We start from the raw sequence: 17,827 nt of genomic DNA, 5'->3' as shown, positions 1-17,827 counted from the left end.
CCCGAGAGAGCGGAGGAACCCGCATCAAGACCACCTGAAGAACCGACGGAGAGTGGGGACTTCCACTTGGCCACCAGCGGGGACCAGAAGCTGGCCGTTGACAGCTCTGATGCTGCGAGCGTCTGCAACAGCGGTTTGACCGTCTCAGGATCGGTCGACGCCCACGCTTTAAGCGCTTGTGCAGCGCCGTTGAAGAGCGAGTCGTCGGCGTTGTCGAACCCAGCTTTCGAGCGCAGTCGCAAGCTGAAGTGACGATCGCGCAGCAGATCACCGAGGTGCCGGTCGTAGTGGGTCGCCTGCATCACGTCGAGGAGGTACGGAACGATGGCCTCAGCGAACGCCCGCGGTTCCGAGTTGCACGATCCATCGACAAGCTGCGAGACGCCGTATTCGTGAAGTCCCAGGACAGTGACCTTGCCGTCGTCGCCCGTAACTAGGGACGACGGACTCTCAACGAAACATGCCTTGAGTAGCTCTACTGCCCACAAGGGCCTATGTGCCGCAAGATCATGCGCGGACAGCCAAAGACCGTGGTCGGATGGTGCGAAGTCACCGCTCCGTACCGCGTCAAGCAGGAGATCGAAGAGCGGTCGGTTGAGGTGCAGGTCGGCACGCTGCGTCAACCAGCGGAGCCAGTTCAGATACTCGGGCGCATCGCGGCGGCACGCGAGAAGCGTTGCCACGGTTTCACCGTGATCGCCCCCGGCATTCGCCAACCACGCGACACCTCGCTCGCGCAGAGGCAGTTCCTCATGGTCAACCCAGGCCTCGACCAGGCCCCGGTCGTGTAGAACACCGAACCAGGTAGGTCGAGTGATCTGCTGCCAGAGTCGTTTGGTCAGCGTCGACTCCGTTTCGCTCAGCCGCAGCACAAGATCGAGGTCCTCATCCGTTGGAGCGCTGATGTTGGCGAAGACGATGATGACGGCTTCTTTGATGTGGAAACGGATGGCCGAGTCGCCGAGCGTTTCCTCGACTTCAACGCGGAATCGTTCCGGGTCACGTTCGCGGAGTAGGTCGAGGATCTGGCGCACCTGTCCGCGTCGGAACAGCTCCTGCTCCTGAGCGGTGAGGAAGCCGACCAGCGAGTCGCCGCGAGAGAGCCACTGTCGCGCGAAGGTGTAATCGAAGAACGTCTCGTGGAAGAAGGAGACGCGATCGTCGTCGATCGCCAAGACCTGTTCGGAGGCTAGAACCTGGGCGTCCTTGATGTAGTCATCTGGATCGAGGATCTCAATCGGGACCGAGAGCGTCTGTGCGTCGCTTGCCGCGTTGGCGACCCGCGCCAGCACGTCATTGAAGCGAGTCTCGGGACGGGCCTGTCGCTTGCGCTGCCAGAAGGCCTCAAAGAGCGACCCTCGAGAGGTGAAATTGAGCGCTCCTGGGTGGCTGGCGATGGTGTCAAGCAACACCAGGTTCAGGGGTGACCGCAATAGCTCTTGTTGAGTGGGCGTCAGGGCATCCGCGTCGAGCCCCATCGCCGCCACAGCAGCTGTGACGGCCTCACTCGGCAAAGCGCCGACGGTCAGCCGCTCGACATCGTTGCGGGCGTCGAGCTTGCGGATGCGGTCGTCGTTCTCCACGTCGAAGAGACGACAGACCAGGATGACTCGCACCCCAGCAGTCGACACTGCCTCCTGGATGAGGTCCGCAACAACGTCATAGCGCTCGGACAATCGACCGGACGCGAGGGAAACAGCATCAAGCTGGTCGATGACTAGGAATGCGTTGCGACCATCTGCCGCGAGGCGAAGTGACGACACGGGCGAGGTAGACAGGCCGAGCTGGGTGCCGAGCTCGACAGTCGAACTGAATCCGCCCAGCCGATCGAGGCGGAAGGCCAGCACCTCGGCGCCCTGTGACTCAAGACCACTGACGGCTTGGAGGACCACCGATGACTTACCGCCACCGCCAGTACCGACGACCAGCGCCACACGGGTTGTGTTCATCAGTTCAATAAGGTCAGCAGCCTCGGTACGCTCGATCGCGGGACTGAGCAACTCGCGCTCCACGGTGCCGCGCCAGCTTCTTGTCTGTGCAACCACCTCATCGTGCGCAGTCCGCTTGGCGGCTTCGTTGCGTACAGCAATGCCATGCTTGGCAAGGCCTTCCAGCAATTCGCGTCGGGTCAGCGGCCGGCGGATGTTGTCGATCAGTACGGCACCGATGGCGACCGATAGCAGCAATCCGACCGCACCTTCGAGCGAGACATCGGCCAGCGACGCGTTGGTCTTGATGAGCTGGTCTTCATCACCTACCTCGAACCACATTGCGCGGAACACCTGCCACGCCCTCTCCGCACTTCCGAAGATGTCGGGGGCGGAAAGCTCGTCAAAGATCGGGGTCATCTGTTTGGTGAGCTGGCGCGTCAGGAACTGCTGTACGTCGGCCGACTGCCGGGTCCACTCGCTCAGTACTCGCAGTGCTCCACACGGCGTCATGGAGCTGAAGTGGTACTCGCGACCGGCTTCGACATGTCGTCGAGCCGCAGCGAAGATGCCACGACTACGAAGAGCCGCAATCGTCCAGTGGTCGGTGATGCTGTTCTGGCGTTTGACCTGAGTCACCGTGACCGTGCCGTGTTCGTCGACATAGGTGAACTCAGACCCGTCGGCCAGCTCTGGGTCGAGGTCCTCGAGCGTGATCGAGCGTCGTTCATCCTGGATGCAGCGAAGCGCATGGTGCACTGCCCATGCCAGCTCGTACTTGTTGCCGAGCTTGTCCGCAACGCCGCCGCCAGCGCCGACTACCCGGGGAGCTGTTGGCGAACGTTCGCTCTCGTCGATCGCGTCGCTCATTGCCACCAAGCCGACCACGCCGCCGGAACAGGGGACACTCGCATAGCCCAATAATGACCTCTTGAGGTCCGCCACGAACGTAGTACGTCCGTTCCGCTCGATTTCGCTGCCCACGAGGGCACAACCAAGCAACGTTGCGACGCGAGCGTAGGTCGGACCCGCGTCCTTCCGCCGCTCCGCGGACGACGACAGCCGGGGAGAGAGGACTAGCGTCGATAGGCCCAGACTCCCGGTCGCGTTGACGGCGGGCGGGGCCGGACAGAACCAGGCCGCCGCGAGGTGGCCCCATGTCAGGCACGACTGCACTCCTACCGTTCCAACCGACCGAGATGTCGCCAGCCCAACTGACGGCGGTCTCCTACCTTGCCCGCTGCTCCGGACACATCCACCGGCTGTGCGCCTTCCAGCTACGGCGCTGGCTCACCTCGTGGCCAGACAGCACTGGACGAAGGTCCACGTTGGCCTGGGAAACACCACCTCGGACGCCACACCACCCTAGTGGCGTTGCATCGTCTGCGTGGGACAGCACGCTACGGCGAGGGCGACCTCCCCACCCCGGACGAAGCGGAGGTTCTGCTCGAAGCCGTAGGTCGTCTCGTCGAGGATGCTGCAACGCGCGTGGCAAACTCCTGCGGACTCAAGAGCCGAACTTCATCGCAGACTTCGAATCGTCCCCAACCCCATAGCGTGGGGTTCCTCGCCGCGCTTGTCGCCGAGGCGGACGGCATTCGACGGACTGCCGTGCGCTGGCATCCACCGCTACGGGGTCTCCACCCCAAACCGATCGATCAGGTGGAGAAATTCAGCGGCCAAGCGGCGTCCGGTGTCCCCCGAGTCCAGATCGGCCACGTTCAAGTCCGACCAACAGCCACGCACCGACTCCTCGAACTCGGCGACCGGCAACCAGTCCGGCAACTGACTAACGACGGGCACGGCCACGCCCGGAGAGTTGAAGTCGAAGGAGCCGAATAGCGACGACTCCTCGCGCCAGTTGGCGATCGCTTCCAAGACGACGATCGGAGCCAACGACTGCAGGACCGTGCTCACCTGGTCGCGAATCTCGTTAATGCCCACGAGCGGGACGGTTGCGTCGAGCAGTTCCCTGACGTGCATAACGTTGTCTACCCACGGCTGCTCGCCGGTCCACACCTGATCGTGCAGGCGCAAGTTCATGAGTTCGACGGCGCGTTCAGCTGCTGTCTCTCGACCGCTATCCGTAGCCAGCACGCTCAGGTGCTGCAGCAGCAGTACAGCTACGGCGCAGGGTTCCTGCTCGTGAGCTTCACCGATGCGCCGTTCCCAAACCTCGTCGTCGGCGTTTCGGAGGACCGAGGCGGCTCCATCGGCCAACGCATCCAACGTCAGCGGCATGTTGCTGACGATCGGCGGGAACGTTGCCGCGTAAGGAAGACCGGCCACGAGTGCGTCGTAAAGGCTCTCGTCGTATTCCCTGGTGTTCACCCGGCGCCACGGGGCGGTGGCTTGCGCGACACCGCGGAGCATCGCTCGAACCTTAGCGGCCTCATCGACCTCCTCGGAAGGCACAGGCTCTGGTTCGGGAGGAATTGCAGCGGAGTCTCCGCGCCACTTCGCCGACAGCGCGTCGATCGCGGCGGACAGCCCACTCATGTCGACGTCAGCGACTTCATCGAGGCTGGCTCTCGTCGCCTCGGTCAGAAGGTCTCGTGCCTCGCGCTCAACCCAGTCAGCCCAGTCGGCCAACTCGGCGTTGGTCGCCTTCAGGGTGCGCAGTTCAGCCGCCAGGCTCTGCACCGTGGGCTCGAGCTGATCGCGCACCGCGGTGAGAGCGGCAACCATGTCGTCGGTGAATCTGCGCCGTTCGATCTCCGGGGGTTGCGCGAATACTCTTTCGCCGCGGTCGTCGTACGCGAAGAAGCCGTCATTGGTACGTCGACGGAGCGCTTCCCAACCGGCCGAGACCAAGTGCGCAGGACGGCGAGCGGTGATGACTGTCTCCATCAGAGTCGCAGCAAGCCGGACGCACGCCGCGACGCTGGTGGACTCGACTGTGGTGCGTGCAAATTCGCGCATCGAGAACGACGCCGCGAACACTTCGGCGACTTGGTCCTCAGTAATCGTCCAGCTCTGATGAAACCTGTCGTACTCATCGCGGATCGTGACCTTCCACGCCTGAATCTGTTCAGCAGGGTATTCGTCCGGCACGTCGTCGACCTCGGAAGAGTGTTCGAGGCACAGCAAGATCAGGTTGCTTTCGGACCGGTTGTCCTCTTCCGACATCGACGCATTCCAACGAGGCCCGTTCTCCCGGCGCGCGTGGATGTGCGCAACAGTGCTGTTCAGCGTCAGGTCGCCCGTCGCGTCGTTCATCCGGTACAGCGGCTTTCGACACCTCGGGTGTCCACATCGAAACGCGGTCGCGTACATCTGTTTGACGGTCGCCGCCGTGGGAAGGCGATGTTCAATCGGGGTGGCTTTCGGCAAGGCACCTCCCGTAAGTCTTGACTCGACGCTCTGGAGCCTAGCGGCCGAGTGCCCACGAAATCGGCTCTAAGCACACAACTAGCGGGGACTCGCTAGACGGCGCTGCTGCACGGTCTGGGGACACTGGACCTGCCCCACACCGCCGCCAATGCGGTCTACGGCAAACTTGCACCTCGTGACCGTGACCATCCACGAAGTCCTCGGCGAACGGCGCGCCCGAGCTGCTCGCTCGAGTTGTGACCGTCAGTGTGGAGACGAGCAAGATCCTGGACGGCCTGCCGGGGCTCGACATTTTGGATGGGGCTGACGGTGACTGATCCGTTGTCGAGCCAGCGTCTGGCCGAGATCGACGAGATCCTCAGCAGGGAGGATCACGACACGGGTCAACTGTGGAGGCTGCGGAATGAAGGGCTCTCGAACGCGGACCTGAAGTCGCGGCTTCGCATCAACACCGGCCAGCTCGGCACCCTCAAGATGCAACTTCGGGTTCTTCGAGAGGGATTCGTGCCGTCGAGTCCGTCCACGGCCCAGAAGGGCGCGCACAAGGTTCGGGGCTGGCTCAAACGGGAGGCGATGAGTGACGAACTCCGTATCTATCTGACCAGACTGGAGGCCGTGCTTACCGCCGCCATGGCGGGCACGCTGGTGACGCCTGGGATCGAACGGCAGTTTGGACTCGCCGCAGTCGTTGAATGGCCGACCGTCGAGTGGGTGAAGGTGCCGGTCGACGTGAAGACTGGCCTGCCGAACGGTTCACCGATTGCGATGCGCCACTTCGCTGACTGCGACCACTGGTTCCGCAACGACGACGGAACATGGATCGGGGAGCCGCCCGCCCTTGCTTCTGACGACCAGATGGCCAGCCTTCCGCCGTGCAAAGACTGCGTCTACAAAGCCGAGCAGGCGGGCAACGAGCCGGTCGGCCCTCGGATTGGAGTTACTTCCGCGGGTCGGTCGTACTGGTGGGTCTCGCAGGGAGCGACCTTCGATGCGTCGATCTTCCAGAGAACCCTGTGGACGGCTCCCAACGAGCACCGCGAGAGGCCAGACCGCCTCCTCATTAAGGACCTGCGTCCCGGTGACGTGGTCTTCCACTACGCCACTGGCGTGATGAGGGCTGTAAGCACGGTCGAGGAAGCGTGGCAGCCAGCACCGCGTCCTAACGGTTACGAGCGCAAGCGGGACGGTGACTCCGACGAGGGTTGGCAGGTCAAAATCGCCATCACGCAACAGGACCTCGAGCTCCCGTTCCAGCGAATCGCTGAGCTGATCCCCAACGGCGCTCCGGGGCCGTTGACCCGCGACGGTATCCCTCGCCAGCTCTACATCGCGCCGCTGGGAGCGGAGGCTGCACATGCGCTGCTCGATGCCGTGTTGGTGTCGGAGCCTCCCGTGGCTTCGATGACGGTGGGCCCCCTCCCGGTGCTGCTTGATCTTGACGAGACTGACGTGACTGCAACGGTCCGGATCCGGCGCGAACAGTCGCACCTGCGCAAGCATCTGTTCGCCGGAGCGAACGAGGCCACGTGCGCGCTCTGCGGGAGGGTGCTCCCCGACTCGCTGCTCGTTGCAGCTCACATCGTGCCCCGACGCCACCTCAACGACGCCGAGCGTCTCGACTTCTCATCAGCGGCCATGCTCGCGTGTGCGCTCGGCTGCGACACGCTGTTCGAGCTTGGCTACATCGCCGTCGATGACACTGGTGCGGTGATCGCGGTGCGCGAGGCAGAGGTTCGTGACGTTGCAGAGGCTGTGGCTGCCTTGGCCGGGAGGCGTATCACGGCGTTTTCACCGGCCACCGCAGGGAGCTTCGCCCGGCACCGAGCGCTTCACTCGTAGCGATCGGGACTGCTGCACGATCAGGTGACAGGTTGGGTCACGCAGCCTGTGTGGCTGGCGCGGTCATGATGGTCTCGAACTCGATGGGGGTCAATCGCCCGAGAGCGGCCTGTCTGCGGCGGCGGTGATAGGTCCTCTCGATCCATCGCACGCGATACGCAGCTCTTCGCGGGTGGCCCAGGTGCGGCGGTCCAGCACGTTCTTCTGCAGTAGCGCGAAGAACGACTCCATGGCGGCGTTGTCGCCGGCTGCGCCGACGCGGCCCATGGATCCGACCATGTCGTGACGGTTGAGCGCGTGCACGAATTTCCTGCTGCGGAACTGAGAGCCGCGGTCGCTGTGGACCACGCAGCCGGGGACATCTCCGCGGCGAGCGGGACTGCTGCGAGGTCGGGCCGAATCTTGCTGCGAGGTCGGGCCGACGCCGCGGCCATAGGCGATGATTGAGGAATGGGCCAGATTGACAAGGCAATGAACGCGATCGCAGCGCGGGAGTCTCAGAAACAGACGAAGCTGCTCAAGAAGCAGAACCAAATGATGCGGAGCCAGCCCCCGCAGGCGGGGCCCGCCACTCCCGAGGCAGCCGTCGCTCACCAGACCCTCGCCATGCTCACGAACATCGCAAACGAGTTGGTCGCCATCAGGACCCTGCTGGAACAGCGGCTCCCCGCGCCCCGGGAATAGGCCGGGTTGCGCTGCGCGTGCCGGACAAGCCGATCCGTTGCCCTCGCTGCATCTCGACGCGCCGACCAGCTCGCGTTCGCTGAGACGTGCGTCTATCCGCCGCGATCCGGACGTTCAGAGCGCAGGTAATCCCAGATTCCGCCGGATCACGTCGTCGGCTCCTCCCGAACTGGCACTCCAGAGCTGAAGGACGGGCTCGAGGCTCTCTCTCCAGGAGAGATCCTCCCAGCCGAGGTAACTCTCGAGATGATCACCGAGCCCTGTGAAGGCGATCAGCGCAGGCATGGCATGGAAGGCGATGGATTCAGTTCGCATAGCGACGATCTGCTTCTCACGAGGCGACAACTCGTCGAGAAGCATCAATCCAGATGACCTCGAGTGCGCGACATCGGACAAGCCCTGCCACATCGACCTCCCGAGGTCGGCAGTCAACGCAGCCTCAATCATCTCGAGCGTGCTCGAGTGAGGCTTGCCGTCTTCTGCCAGCACCTTCGGTGTTCGGTACCGCTCATTCCGCTTTACCCTCTGAACATTGAAACCGACCGATTCCGCCGCCGACAAGACTGCTTCCCGGTGAACCTTCGCTTCGTCGCCTTCATCAACGTCGCGGAGGCCGTCTTCCGTTAGTTGCTCGCACTGGAGATTCCAGAGCCGCCGAACTCGCTCGGCAGAGGACACTTCGGAATCGATCAGGTAGCGGGCTGCAGCACACGCCTCAAGTGCTGCACGGCTAAGAACAGCGGTCGCCCGGAAACCAACGTCGTCCTTCACGAGATGCCCCAAGGCTTCGAGGTGATCCATCGCTGCCCGTACAAACCGCTGCACAAAGTCGAGGGTGCACCTGACGGGATCAACCAGGGGATGCGCCAGGTAGTAGATCGGTTCACCGAGCTCATCCGTCGGGACATCAAACGAAAGATGGCCCGCCATCCAGGTCGCGTCCTGTTCCGCCAATGAACCGGCTACGTATCGAAGGCCGTAGTCCCCGTCTGGGTCTTCGCCCTTGCTCAGGAACACCACATTGCGACTGGCATCCAGCAGCGCGCGCGATAGCACGACCGACTTCGCCAGTACTTCGCCTATGTAATCGGCGGAGGGTCTTTCTGCCTCGACGAGTCGCCGTTGGCGACCGGACTCCTCCAGGTCGCGCATCAGCCTGTGGATATCGAGAGGAGCAACTTCATCGGACATGCACACATCCTCCCGCAGTAAATGGTTTCCGCCAGCTCTTCGAAGTCGCATCTCAATGCCGCAAGGCGGTGAAGGTCTCCGACCGGTGGGAGAGCACCGCGCCGTGGTCCGCTAGCCATGATCACGTCAACGTTGCTAGTGGGCGGCGGTGGATTCAGCAGAACCTTCCGCAGCCCACATGATCCTTCCAACGCCGGAGCGAAGGAGACAGAAGCTCGCGCGTCATACCGCCGCGTTCGAGGGGCAGCCCGCCGGCCCGCGCTCCACGTGCACGCTTTCGGCCCCTCGTCTGAGTCGCGCGGCCTCTCATGGGGGACGCCAAGTCATCCACCGCCAGGTGTGCGTTTTGCCTGTTCGAGCACCGTGGGTGGGAGCGGGTTCAGCCCGCTCGCGACCTGAGCACACCTGTTGCGCGTCACACGACGAGGTGGGTCAATGTCCGTATGGACGTTGATTGGGCAGCAGGAGGCCTCGCCTTTGTAGCCGCCATGTTCGGTGCCGTCCTCACAGCTGGGGTGTCCCTGATCCAGCAGAGACGGGACGCGGCGACTGAAAGTCAACGGCGCGCTGACGAAGCAACGCGACGTCGAGACGAAGCGGAGCTTCGGCGTCAGGATCGAGTCGAGGCGAAACGGGCTGCCGAGGCTTCCTCGCGCGAGGAGGCGAAGATTGCAGCACGCATTGTCCGGGGCGACGTTGAGCATGCGCGGGCACGGATGCAAATGGCTGTGAAGAACGGCCGCTACTGGTCGCGCGCCTATTCTCTGCCCCAGGAGTCCTGGATCCAATACCGGGAGAAGATTGCTAGGCACCTTGACGCTGATCAGTGGAACATCGTCAGTCGCTTCTTTCGCTCCGTTGCCAACTTCGATGCGGGTGCCGAAGTTGCTCGAGCCAAAGTCTCAGGACAGTCCCGAGTCGAACTAAGCCAACGAATGGGCCAAGCGATGCAACGCGCGTTGGACCGCTCAGATGCTGCAATTGAGGTCCTTGCAAACTTCACCAGGGACGATCCGATACCCGACGCGGAGGAGGTCGCGGCAGATGCGGACGCGTCCGACGCCTAGCGGGGTCTAGCCTGCTCAGACTGATTGCGCGAGGTCATCGCGCTTGCTGGCGCGAGCCGCTCCGAATCCCGCGTCACTTCGCCGCGATTGCCCCATCAGACTCGGGGACCCCTCTCGGTTCGGGTGCGGGGCTGGGCCCTAGGCGGGTCGTCCTTGATCTCGCCGGTGTCTAGGTCGACCTCTACCAGCCGTGGTCGACCAGACGGGCCGGGCTGCCCGTAGCCCCGCCGGTTGACGGGCAGCGCGTGGACGTCGTCAGCGAAGGCGTTCTCGCGCCGTTGAGTGGCAGCCTCGCCTAGGTGCTCGTTGTGTCGCGGCTTGCCTGGCCAGCTCTTGTGCTCGTCGTCGCAGTGGGCCCGAAGCCGACTGCGCATCCTGTCGGTGAACGCTGCCAGGCAGTAGCGGTGCCATTCCTCGAGCGCGTCACTTGTCATCGCCAGTCCAGCGCGGCGGCGCTGATCAGCAAGCACCGCGACCTCGTGGACCAGATGTGGATGCAATGGCCAGCACCCGGGGATAAGCCCGTAGACGTCCCACGCGTACTCGCGGTTTAGCCAGATGACGACGTCCTCGAGCCACTCCCACAACTGATTCCGAAGCTCGGCACCCAGGCAGGTGGCCGGTTCCCATGGCCGGGGCAGCAGAGCGGGCATCCCAAGGTTCTTCTTCTGCTCCTCAGTGCCGTTGATGGCGATATGGAGCTCACGGTAGGCGAGCCGGACCTGCTCTCCGGGCGTGGGGAACGGGACCACCATCGGGCCGTGCACGGCACGTCTCGTCCGTTCGGCCGTCACAGCTCGCTCCTTGCGCGGTCGACGTCGTCGTCGACGAAGCCGAGGCGTCTTGCCTCGGCAAGGGCGGCGGTCGCCCGGGCCTCGGGGGCGATGACCATGCGCTCGTTGTTGGTAAGCCGCACCCGCAGCGCCCGCTGGTCGGACAGGAGCCGCTCGCCAGCCTTGCTCTCCACGCAGCGCCTCAGTTTGGCGATGATCGGCTTGCCGTTCTCGGCGATCACCAGGGCCCGCCGCTCGGGCAGCTGGCGGACTTCCTCGGGCCGCATGATGGGGATGTCGTCGCCGGAGAAGTTCCGGCTGCCGCCTTTGAAGCCGCCGGTGGAGTGGGTGATGCGGCCGATTCGGACCGTTCCGAGGAGGTCGGAGACCTCCTGGTTGAACGCGACGTCCTTGGATCCGCCGAACATCACCAGCGTGTTGGTGAGGCCGAGCAGCGCCCGGGCCTCGTGTTCGCCGAAGATGCTGGTCAGCTGGGGACGGGTCTGGGCGGCCCAGATGAACGACAGGCCCAGGGCGCGCTCGTTGGCCATCCGGGTGCGCAGGGTCGGCAGGGGTGCGGTCGAGGGCAGCTCATCGAGAACCGAGACCAGCGGCGGGCACAGCCGCCCACCCCACGGCGAACTGTTCGCCAGCAACAGACCAGTGTCCAAGACGTGCTCAGCCACCGCGGTCATCAGGGGGCTGGCCGAGGCGTAGGGGTCTTCACGGCCCAAGAGGTAGATGGTGCCGCGTCGTCGGACGATGTCAGCCAGGTCGGTCGCGGGACGCCCGGGGCTGGGAACGCAGCGACGGCGGATGTCGGCCTGGAAGAACAATGACACGGCCTGCTGCACCGTGGTGATCGTGTTGCCGGCGGTGCGGTCGTCGCCGTTGAGAGCTGCGTGCAGCAGGCCGTGCCAGAACGGCTCAGCGTGCGGGTGGCGTCGCAGGACCTCGGTCGGCTGGGTGGCCGTGGCCGGGTTCGCGATCCACCGCAAGACGTCCTCGAGGCTCTTCCCGGTCAAGGCCGCGGCGTGGAAGTACCCCTGCAGCACCTTCGCCGACTCCGCGGCATAGAACCGAGCAGCATCGTCCCCGGTGCCGCCGGTGATCGCGCCTTTGACGGTGCCGGCCGTGAAAGCCTTGGCCCGCCGCTCGGCAACCTTCGGGTCCACGCACCCGGCTATCGGGTCCCAGATCAGCTCGTCCACGACGCCCTCCGCCAAGCCGAACGGGTCGAGTACCACGCACGGTCGGTCGTCGCGAGCGCGCTGGGTGAGGCTCAGCAGCAGATCCTCGACCTTGGTCAAGGTGACCAGTGCGGCCCCCGGGGCATTGAGCAGGGCCGGGGTGAGCAGGTCCAGGGTCTTGCCAGAACCCTGCGGGCCGATCACCCCGGCGGTGCGGTCCCACGGCACCCACAACTCGCCGCCCCGCGGCTCGTGCGCGTCCCCGATGCGCCACCCCACGTCCCATGGGTTGAACCTCAGCTTCATCGCTCCCCCTTCGTGCGGTGGCCGGCCAGGAGCCAGGGGCTGAGCCCGTGGCCGAGCATCGGCCCGCTGTGTTCGGTGCGGTCGCCAGCGGTGCGTTGTACTGGTGTCGCCGTGGTGGTGTTGTGCTTGTCGTGGAGGTCGGGTCGAACAATGCTTGCGACCTTGCGCAGCCGAGTGATGCCTAGGATCTTCTCGGCCTCGGCGGCGGTGGCCATGCCGCGCATGCGGCCCGGTCCCCAACGCTGGTGGGCCCAGACGCCGAGACCGATAGCGACGATCAGCAGTGTCCCCGCGGTCGTCGCGACGCTGATCCACACAACGCCGCGCCCAGCCAGCCCGTCCGGGGTCGGTGCGGGAAGGCCGGAGTCGGAGTGCCCGCCGAGCACGCCGGGAAGGCTCGTCCAGAAGGCGGGGCCGATCGGCGAGGGGAACGCGCCGGCGTTGGCGTCGGGCCAGGTCCAGCCAGCGCCGGCGAGCAGGTTCGCGACCGAGCGGCCGCACTGGATGCCCAGGACGATGACGAGCAGAGCCGTCAGGGCCGCGGCTGCGGGGATCTCCCAGGTCCAGGGGTACGGGTCGCGTCGTCGCTCTCTCTGCATGGGGATGCCGCCTCCGGCTAGCTGCTCTGCTGGACACCTATGTGTCGGAAGGCGCCGGCGGCGATCATCCCGACCGCCTCGGCTTCGAGGCGTTCTCGGCCAGCCAGGTCGAGGGGTCGACATTGTCGGCTCCGTAGATGGAGCCGTTCTTGAGGTGCACCTCGAGGTGGAGGTGGCAGCCACTTCCATTGCCTTCCTTGCCGGCCTGGCCGATCGGCTCACCGGCAGCGACGGTCTGGCCGCGGTTGACGGTGACGCGCTGCATGTGCGCGTACCAGGTGGTCAGGGAGGCGGCGCCAGTGGTCACCTTGACCAGTTGCGGACCGGCCCAGCCCTGACTGGTGTCGATCTCGATGGTGCCGCCATGGGCGGCATAGACGGTCGTGCCACACGGAACGGAGAAGTCGGTGCCGGTGTGCCAGTTGGTCCAGTAGGGGCCGGTCTCGCGCCAGTTCTTCCGGTCCGTTCCGATGTAGTGCGCAGGAACCGGGTAGACCACCTCGTCACAGGACGCGCCTTCGAGGAAGCCCGGGGCGACCTCGGCGTTGGGGAGCACGTTGATGTGGGGGTGATCGAGGTGGTTCGCGGTGGCCGAACCTCGGTCCTCCAACCGTCGCCAGCCCTCGTCGGCTCGCGCAACCGACCAGATGCGCTGATACCAAATGATGTAGTCGATCCCGAGCTCGCGGGCGTGGGCTTGGGCGTACGCCACGAGCGCATCCCCCTGGGCCTTGCCGACTGGTGTCAGCGGGACCATGAAGTCGGCCGCCAGACCGGCCGGGTGACCGTGGGGATCGGTGGCGCTCGCGCGGTAGCCGCCGACGGTCTTGATGTGGAACATCGGGGCGAGGATGTTCACCAGTTGCGTCAGTTGCGGCTTGACCGGGCCAAGTTCGTAGCTGGTCGCCTGGGCCATTGAGCAGCCCGCGCCACTGCCGGCGGTGGTGGCGACCACGAGTGGGTGGTCGGCGACCTTACTGGTCTGGGTGCTGTTGTCGACCTCGGCGCTGGCCCAGGTGAGGTTGGTGCCGTAGATGTGATCGACCGGCGCGCCCTTCTTGGGCTTCTTGCAGGGCTCGGCCGATCCGCCGAAGGCGTTGCTCAGCTCAGGGGTCAGCGCGCAGTGTGAGGAGTTGTTGCTGTCCTTGCCGTCGTTGAAGTCGCCCAGAATTACCGCCGGGGTGCCGGTGCCGGAAATCGCGGTCATGGTGGTCAGCTGGCGTCGCAGCGCCTTCTTGCGGTACCCGGCGGCGTTCGCTCGAGTGTTGGCGGGGTTGTGGATGCTCCAGACCCAAATCACCTGGCCGGGGCTCGGGCCGTCAGCTGCGCCGGTCAGCTGGACAAGGGGCATGCCGACGTCATGGCCGTCGAAGGAGGGGATGTTGACAAGGCGCCCGTCGGTCTGCCTCCACTCACTGCGGTCCCAGATGACCCGGTTCTGTACCTTGCCGCTAGTCGGGTACATGCCCCACTTGGCCGCGTACTGGTTCTCCAGCGCGGTGGCCTGTGGGCCGTGCACCTCCTGGAGGCCGGCGATCGTGACGCCGGAGTTCTCGATCGTGCGCATGGCCCCGGGCAGTCGCTTGTCCCAGGTGTCGTAGCCGGGCCGCTCGTTGCCTCCACCCGGCCGAGCGTCTGTGTGGCCGGCGCCCAGGATGTTGAGGGTGCCGACGGTGATCGGGGTGACGGTCTCGCCCCGGCAGCTTGGGACGTTCGTCATGGGGCCGTCGTCTGGGAGGACGGGCAGGTCGCTGCCGAGCAGATCGGTGATGTCGCCGGCGACGTCCGCCCACTGGGCGTAGGCGTCGGGGAAGCCGGAGCGCTGCACGACCTGGGCAGCCTGGGGCGCCGCCACGTCCTGCCAGCCGGGGATGTCGAGCAGTCCGGGGTTGCCGGTGTGCTGGGCTTCGCCGAAGAAGGCACGAGCGGCGAGGACAGGGTTGGTGACCTCGGCACGACTCCCCCAGCCGGTCGAGGGACGCTGCTGGAACAGGCCGCTGGAGTCGCGGTCGCCACCGGCGAGGTTGACCAGGTTGGACTCCTGGATCGCGGTGGCGATCGCGATCTGCAGCCCGTAGCGGGGAACCTGGAGGTCGCGGGCGACCTGGGCGATGGTGATCGCGTTGCGGGCCTGCTCGGTGGTCAGGCTCGGGTAGCTAGAGGCGAACCGCAGTCGCATCAGTTGGGCGAGTACGTCGCCCGACGGGGGCGGGGTCGAGGTCCCGCTGGCCCGGGCGGGGTTCACCACACCTTCGCGGGTGGCCGCAGTCCTGGGTGCGCTCTCGGGGCCGGCACCGTTCATGGCGATGCGGGCGGCGATCCAGTGGTGGTCGGAGACCATGGTTCCGTCCCAGCGCTGCTCGAGGCGCACGCCCTGGTGCTGGGGGAAGAAGATGAAGTCGACCGCGTGGTGGTGCCAGCCGTAGCCGGCGGCCTTCATCTTGGCGGCCGCCGTCCACGGAAGGTCGGTGTAGGAAGCATGGGTGTTCATGTCGCCGCCGATGAGCACGGGGCCGTGGGTGGCCAGGGAGTTGCGCAGTTGCAGCAGGATGTCCATGCCGGCGCCGTACTGCTGGGGCCGGGTCAGCGGCGGGTTCCCGTGCTGGCGGGGGTACTTGTGCGGGTTGGTCATGTGGTGGGTGGAGATGACCGAGACCACGGCGCCGTCGGCGCGCTTGAGGATGACCCAGGTCGCGAACCGGTCCCAGGTGACCGGGCGGCCCTGGTAGTAGGTGGTGTCGTCGACGGCGAGGGTGACTCGGCCGCCGTTGGCCTTGGACCAGGTGTCGCGCCTCCAGAGCACGACGTTGCCCATCGAGTTGTTGTCGCCGGTGTCGTCGGCGACCCGGAATGCCGCGTAGCCGGGGGCGGCCGCCTTGATCTGTGCCAGGCTCCAGCCGCTGGCCTCGTTGAGCGTGACGAAGTCGGGATCAGTCGAGAGCACACGGGGCATGGAGGCCCGGAAGCCGTCGAGGCCGGAGCGGCGCGGGATGTTGGCCTGCGCCATGGTGATCTTGCCCGTGACCGGACCGCCCACGGGGCCGTCGATGGCACCGAGGTCACCGAGGTCGGTGGGTGCGGTCTCGTTGGTCTGGTTGCGGCACTCGGCGGCCGTGGTCGTCGTCATGACCACCATCAGGGTCACGACGAACGGCAGGGTCACGAAGATGATCAGGACCGGCAGTCCCGCGAGCAGCAACTTCTTCACGACAGGTCAGTCCCGAGCGCCTCAGCCGGCTGTCTCTAGGAACTCAGGTTCGATCGGACGCCCGGAGGCCCTGATCTGAGTTCGTGCAGGTCGTGCCGGTTCGACACTCGTCAGCACTTGAATTGAAGACTCGTCACTCTGGCTGATGCTTTCGATGTACTGTCGACACATGATCGTCTCGCTTGAAGATGGTGACTGATGGGCTTGGTGGCATTGCCGGGTGGCAGCGCTGCTGGGCCGGCACTGATAGGTACGCAGGCGGTCCAGGACTTCGAGCAGGAGCTCGTTGACCAGTACGCACTGGCGATGTCCGCAGCAGGTCTGACGGACCGCCACATCGGGGGGACTCGGGCGATCGTCATCGAGTTCGCTCGCTCGCTGTCGACTCCCCTGTGGGAGGCCACCTGCGCGGACGCGGACGCCTTCTTGGCCCAGCAGCGCCGGCGGGGACTCAGCGTGTCGACCCGCGCGGGCAAGGCCGGCGCGCTGGCGGGCTTCTACGACTTCGTGATCGCCCGCTACGAGGGCACGATCCGCCGCGCGACCGGTGTCTTGGTCGAGCAGCCGATCGATGAGTTCAACCGCCAGTCGGGGGCGTCGCTGGGCAAGGTCCGGGTGCCGCCCTCGGATGAGGAGATCGACTCGCTGTTCACCGCGTGGCGCGGGTCGGTCACGCAGGCGCGCAAGTACCGGCCGGCGGCCCGCGACTACTTCGCCGCCTCGCTGTGGCGCCGACTCGGGCTGCGGATCAACGAGACCGTCATGCTCGACATCCGCGACTGGCGCCCCGATCTGGGTGAGTTCGGCAAGCTCCACGTCCGCCACGGCAAGGGCTCCGGCGGCCGCGGGCCAAAGCCACGGCTGGTGCCGGCGATCAACGGCGCGAACCAGTTGATCGACTGGTGGCTGGCCGAGGTCCGCCCGCAGTACGGCGAGGATTGGGCCGCCCCGGACGCGCCGCTGCTCCCGTCCGAGCGGTTCGACCGCGACTTGGACCGGTGCGGACGTGTCGGCGCGAACGCGCTGCGCCGCGCATTGGGGATTCAGGTCGACCTGTGGCTCCCTGCCTGGTCGGGGCGGATGACGCCACACGTGCTGCGGCACTACTGCGCCTCGTCGCTGTACGCGGCCGGGATGGACATCAAGGCGCTCCAAGAGCTGCTTGGGCACCAGTGGCTGGCAACGACCTCGGGCTACCTCCACGTCCGCAGTGACCACATCGAACGCGCGTGGAACAGCGCGAGCGACCGCATCGAAGCCCGCCTGGGCCTCCATATCGACTGATCGAACTGACCCGACTAGTGCACTGAAGGAGAGGATCCAGATGCAGTGGAGCCTGCGGCTTCGGGCCGCCGAACGAGGGATCTGGAAGTCCGCAGAGCTGCGGCGGATGCTGGCAGATGCCGGGCTCGAGATCTCCGCCGGGAAGATGTCGTCGTGGTGGGCCGGGACCCCGCCGACGATGCGCCTCGAAGAGCTCGACGTGCTCTGCGCCGTGCTCGAATGCACCCCGAACGACCTGATGAAAACCGAGCCGGACAAGGTCGCCGCGCGGCGTCCCCGCAACACCGACGCAGCCAACGGCAACGGCGGAAACGGCCATGGCGATCCGAACGGCAACGGCGGCACGCCACCGGCGGTCACACCGCGGCTCGGCAAGCCCCGCTCGACCCCACCGCTGTAGCCCGCACCCCCACCGCTCACGGACA

The 17,827-nt window shown here is 65.7% G+C and carries 12 protein-coding genes and 1 pseudogene; 5 read left to right on the top strand and 8 right to left on the bottom strand.

The features are described from left to right. Together ACYU7L_RS12185 and ACYU7L_RS12180 are read right to left on the bottom strand one after the other, a co-directional pair. On the bottom strand, positions 1-2,798 hold a 2,798-nt coding region (locus ACYU7L_RS12185; RefSeq protein WP_460796873.1), incomplete at its 3' end, for an NACHT domain-containing protein. Positions 2,799-3,557: 759 nt separating this feature from the next. Further along, a complete protein-coding gene (locus ACYU7L_RS12180; RefSeq protein WP_460796871.1) occupies positions 3,558-5,147 on the bottom strand; it encodes a hypothetical protein in 1,590 nt (529 codons plus the stop codon). Between the two features lie 423 nt (positions 5,148-5,570). Here ACYU7L_RS12180 and ACYU7L_RS12175 point away from each other — a divergent pair, with 423 nt between their 5' ends. Then, positions 5,571-7,100 (top strand): hypothetical protein, encoded by a 1,530-nt coding sequence (locus ACYU7L_RS12175; protein ID WP_460796869.1) that lies wholly within the window; start codon positions 5,571-5,573, stop codon positions 7,098-7,100. A gap of 37 nt (positions 7,101-7,137) precedes the next feature. Here the strand turns inward: ACYU7L_RS12175 and ACYU7L_RS12170 are convergent. Next, a pseudogene (locus ACYU7L_RS12170) lies at positions 7,138-7,448 on the bottom strand (transposase); the annotation flags it as partial. A 102-nt stretch (positions 7,449-7,550) separates the two neighbouring features. Here ACYU7L_RS12170 and ACYU7L_RS12165 point away from each other — a divergent pair. Next, on the top strand, positions 7,551-7,784 hold the full coding sequence (locus ACYU7L_RS12165; RefSeq protein WP_460796867.1) for a hypothetical protein: 234 nt from the start codon (positions 7,551-7,553) through the stop codon (positions 7,782-7,784). Positions 7,785-7,898: 114 nt separating this feature from the next. Here ACYU7L_RS12165 and ACYU7L_RS12160 read toward each other — a convergent pair whose 3' ends face one another. Then, positions 7,899-8,975 (bottom strand): hypothetical protein, encoded by a 1,077-nt coding sequence (locus ACYU7L_RS12160; RefSeq protein WP_460796865.1) that lies wholly within the window; start codon positions 8,973-8,975, stop codon positions 7,899-7,901. A 488-nt stretch (positions 8,976-9,463) separates the two neighbouring features. On the opposite strand from ACYU7L_RS12160, the gene ACYU7L_RS12155 reads away from it, so the two are divergent. Beyond that, positions 9,464-10,042 carry a hypothetical protein gene (locus ACYU7L_RS12155; RefSeq protein WP_460796863.1) on the top strand — a complete coding sequence of 193 codons (579 nt, stop codon included), beginning with the start codon at positions 9,464-9,466 and terminating at the stop codon, positions 10,040-10,042. 95 nt (positions 10,043-10,137) lie between these two features. Here the strand turns inward: ACYU7L_RS12155 and ACYU7L_RS12150 are convergent, their stop codons facing one another. The 4 genes from ACYU7L_RS12150 to ACYU7L_RS12135 all read right to left on the bottom strand — a co-directional run bounded on the left by ACYU7L_RS12150 (position 10,138) and on the right by ACYU7L_RS12135 (position 16,118). Beyond that, positions 10,138-10,836 (bottom strand): hypothetical protein, encoded by a 699-nt coding sequence (locus ACYU7L_RS12150; RefSeq protein WP_460796861.1) that lies wholly within the window; start codon positions 10,834-10,836, stop codon positions 10,138-10,140. Then, positions 10,833-12,311: a type IV secretory system conjugative DNA transfer family protein gene (locus tag ACYU7L_RS12145; protein ID WP_460796859.1), complete on the bottom strand. Its 1,479-nt coding sequence runs from the start codon at positions 12,309-12,311 to the stop codon at positions 10,833-10,835. Before ACYU7L_RS12145 ends, ACYU7L_RS12150 begins: the two co-directional genes overlap by 4 nt. Beyond that, positions 12,308-12,910, bottom strand: a complete 603-nt coding sequence (locus ACYU7L_RS12140) for a hypothetical protein (protein ID WP_460796857.1) — start codon at positions 12,908-12,910, stop codon at positions 12,308-12,310. The genes ACYU7L_RS12145 and ACYU7L_RS12140 overlap by 4 nt, the downstream gene beginning before the upstream one ends. Before the next feature lie 64 nt (positions 12,911-12,974). After that, positions 12,975-16,118: a peptidoglycan DD-metalloendopeptidase family protein gene (locus ACYU7L_RS12135; protein ID WP_460796855.1), complete on the bottom strand. Its 3,144-nt coding sequence runs from the start codon at positions 16,116-16,118 to the stop codon at positions 12,975-12,977. Between the two features lie 456 nt (positions 16,119-16,574). Between ACYU7L_RS12135 and ACYU7L_RS12130 the strand changes: the two genes are divergently transcribed. Beyond that, positions 16,575-17,402, top strand: a complete 828-nt coding sequence (locus ACYU7L_RS12130; RefSeq protein ID WP_460796853.1) for a tyrosine-type recombinase/integrase — start codon at positions 16,575-16,577, stop codon at positions 17,400-17,402. Positions 17,403-17,442: 40 nt separating this feature from the next. Continuing rightward, a complete protein-coding gene (locus ACYU7L_RS12125; protein ID WP_193671128.1) occupies positions 17,443-17,802 on the top strand; it encodes a helix-turn-helix domain-containing protein in 360 nt (119 codons plus the stop codon). Positions 17,803-17,827: the final 25 nt, after the last annotated feature.

The sequence above is a fragment of the Nocardioides pacificus genome, from assembly GCF_054775955.1.
Note: the sequence above shows the minus strand (reverse complement) of the source record. Positions and strands in the feature narration are given on the sequence as shown.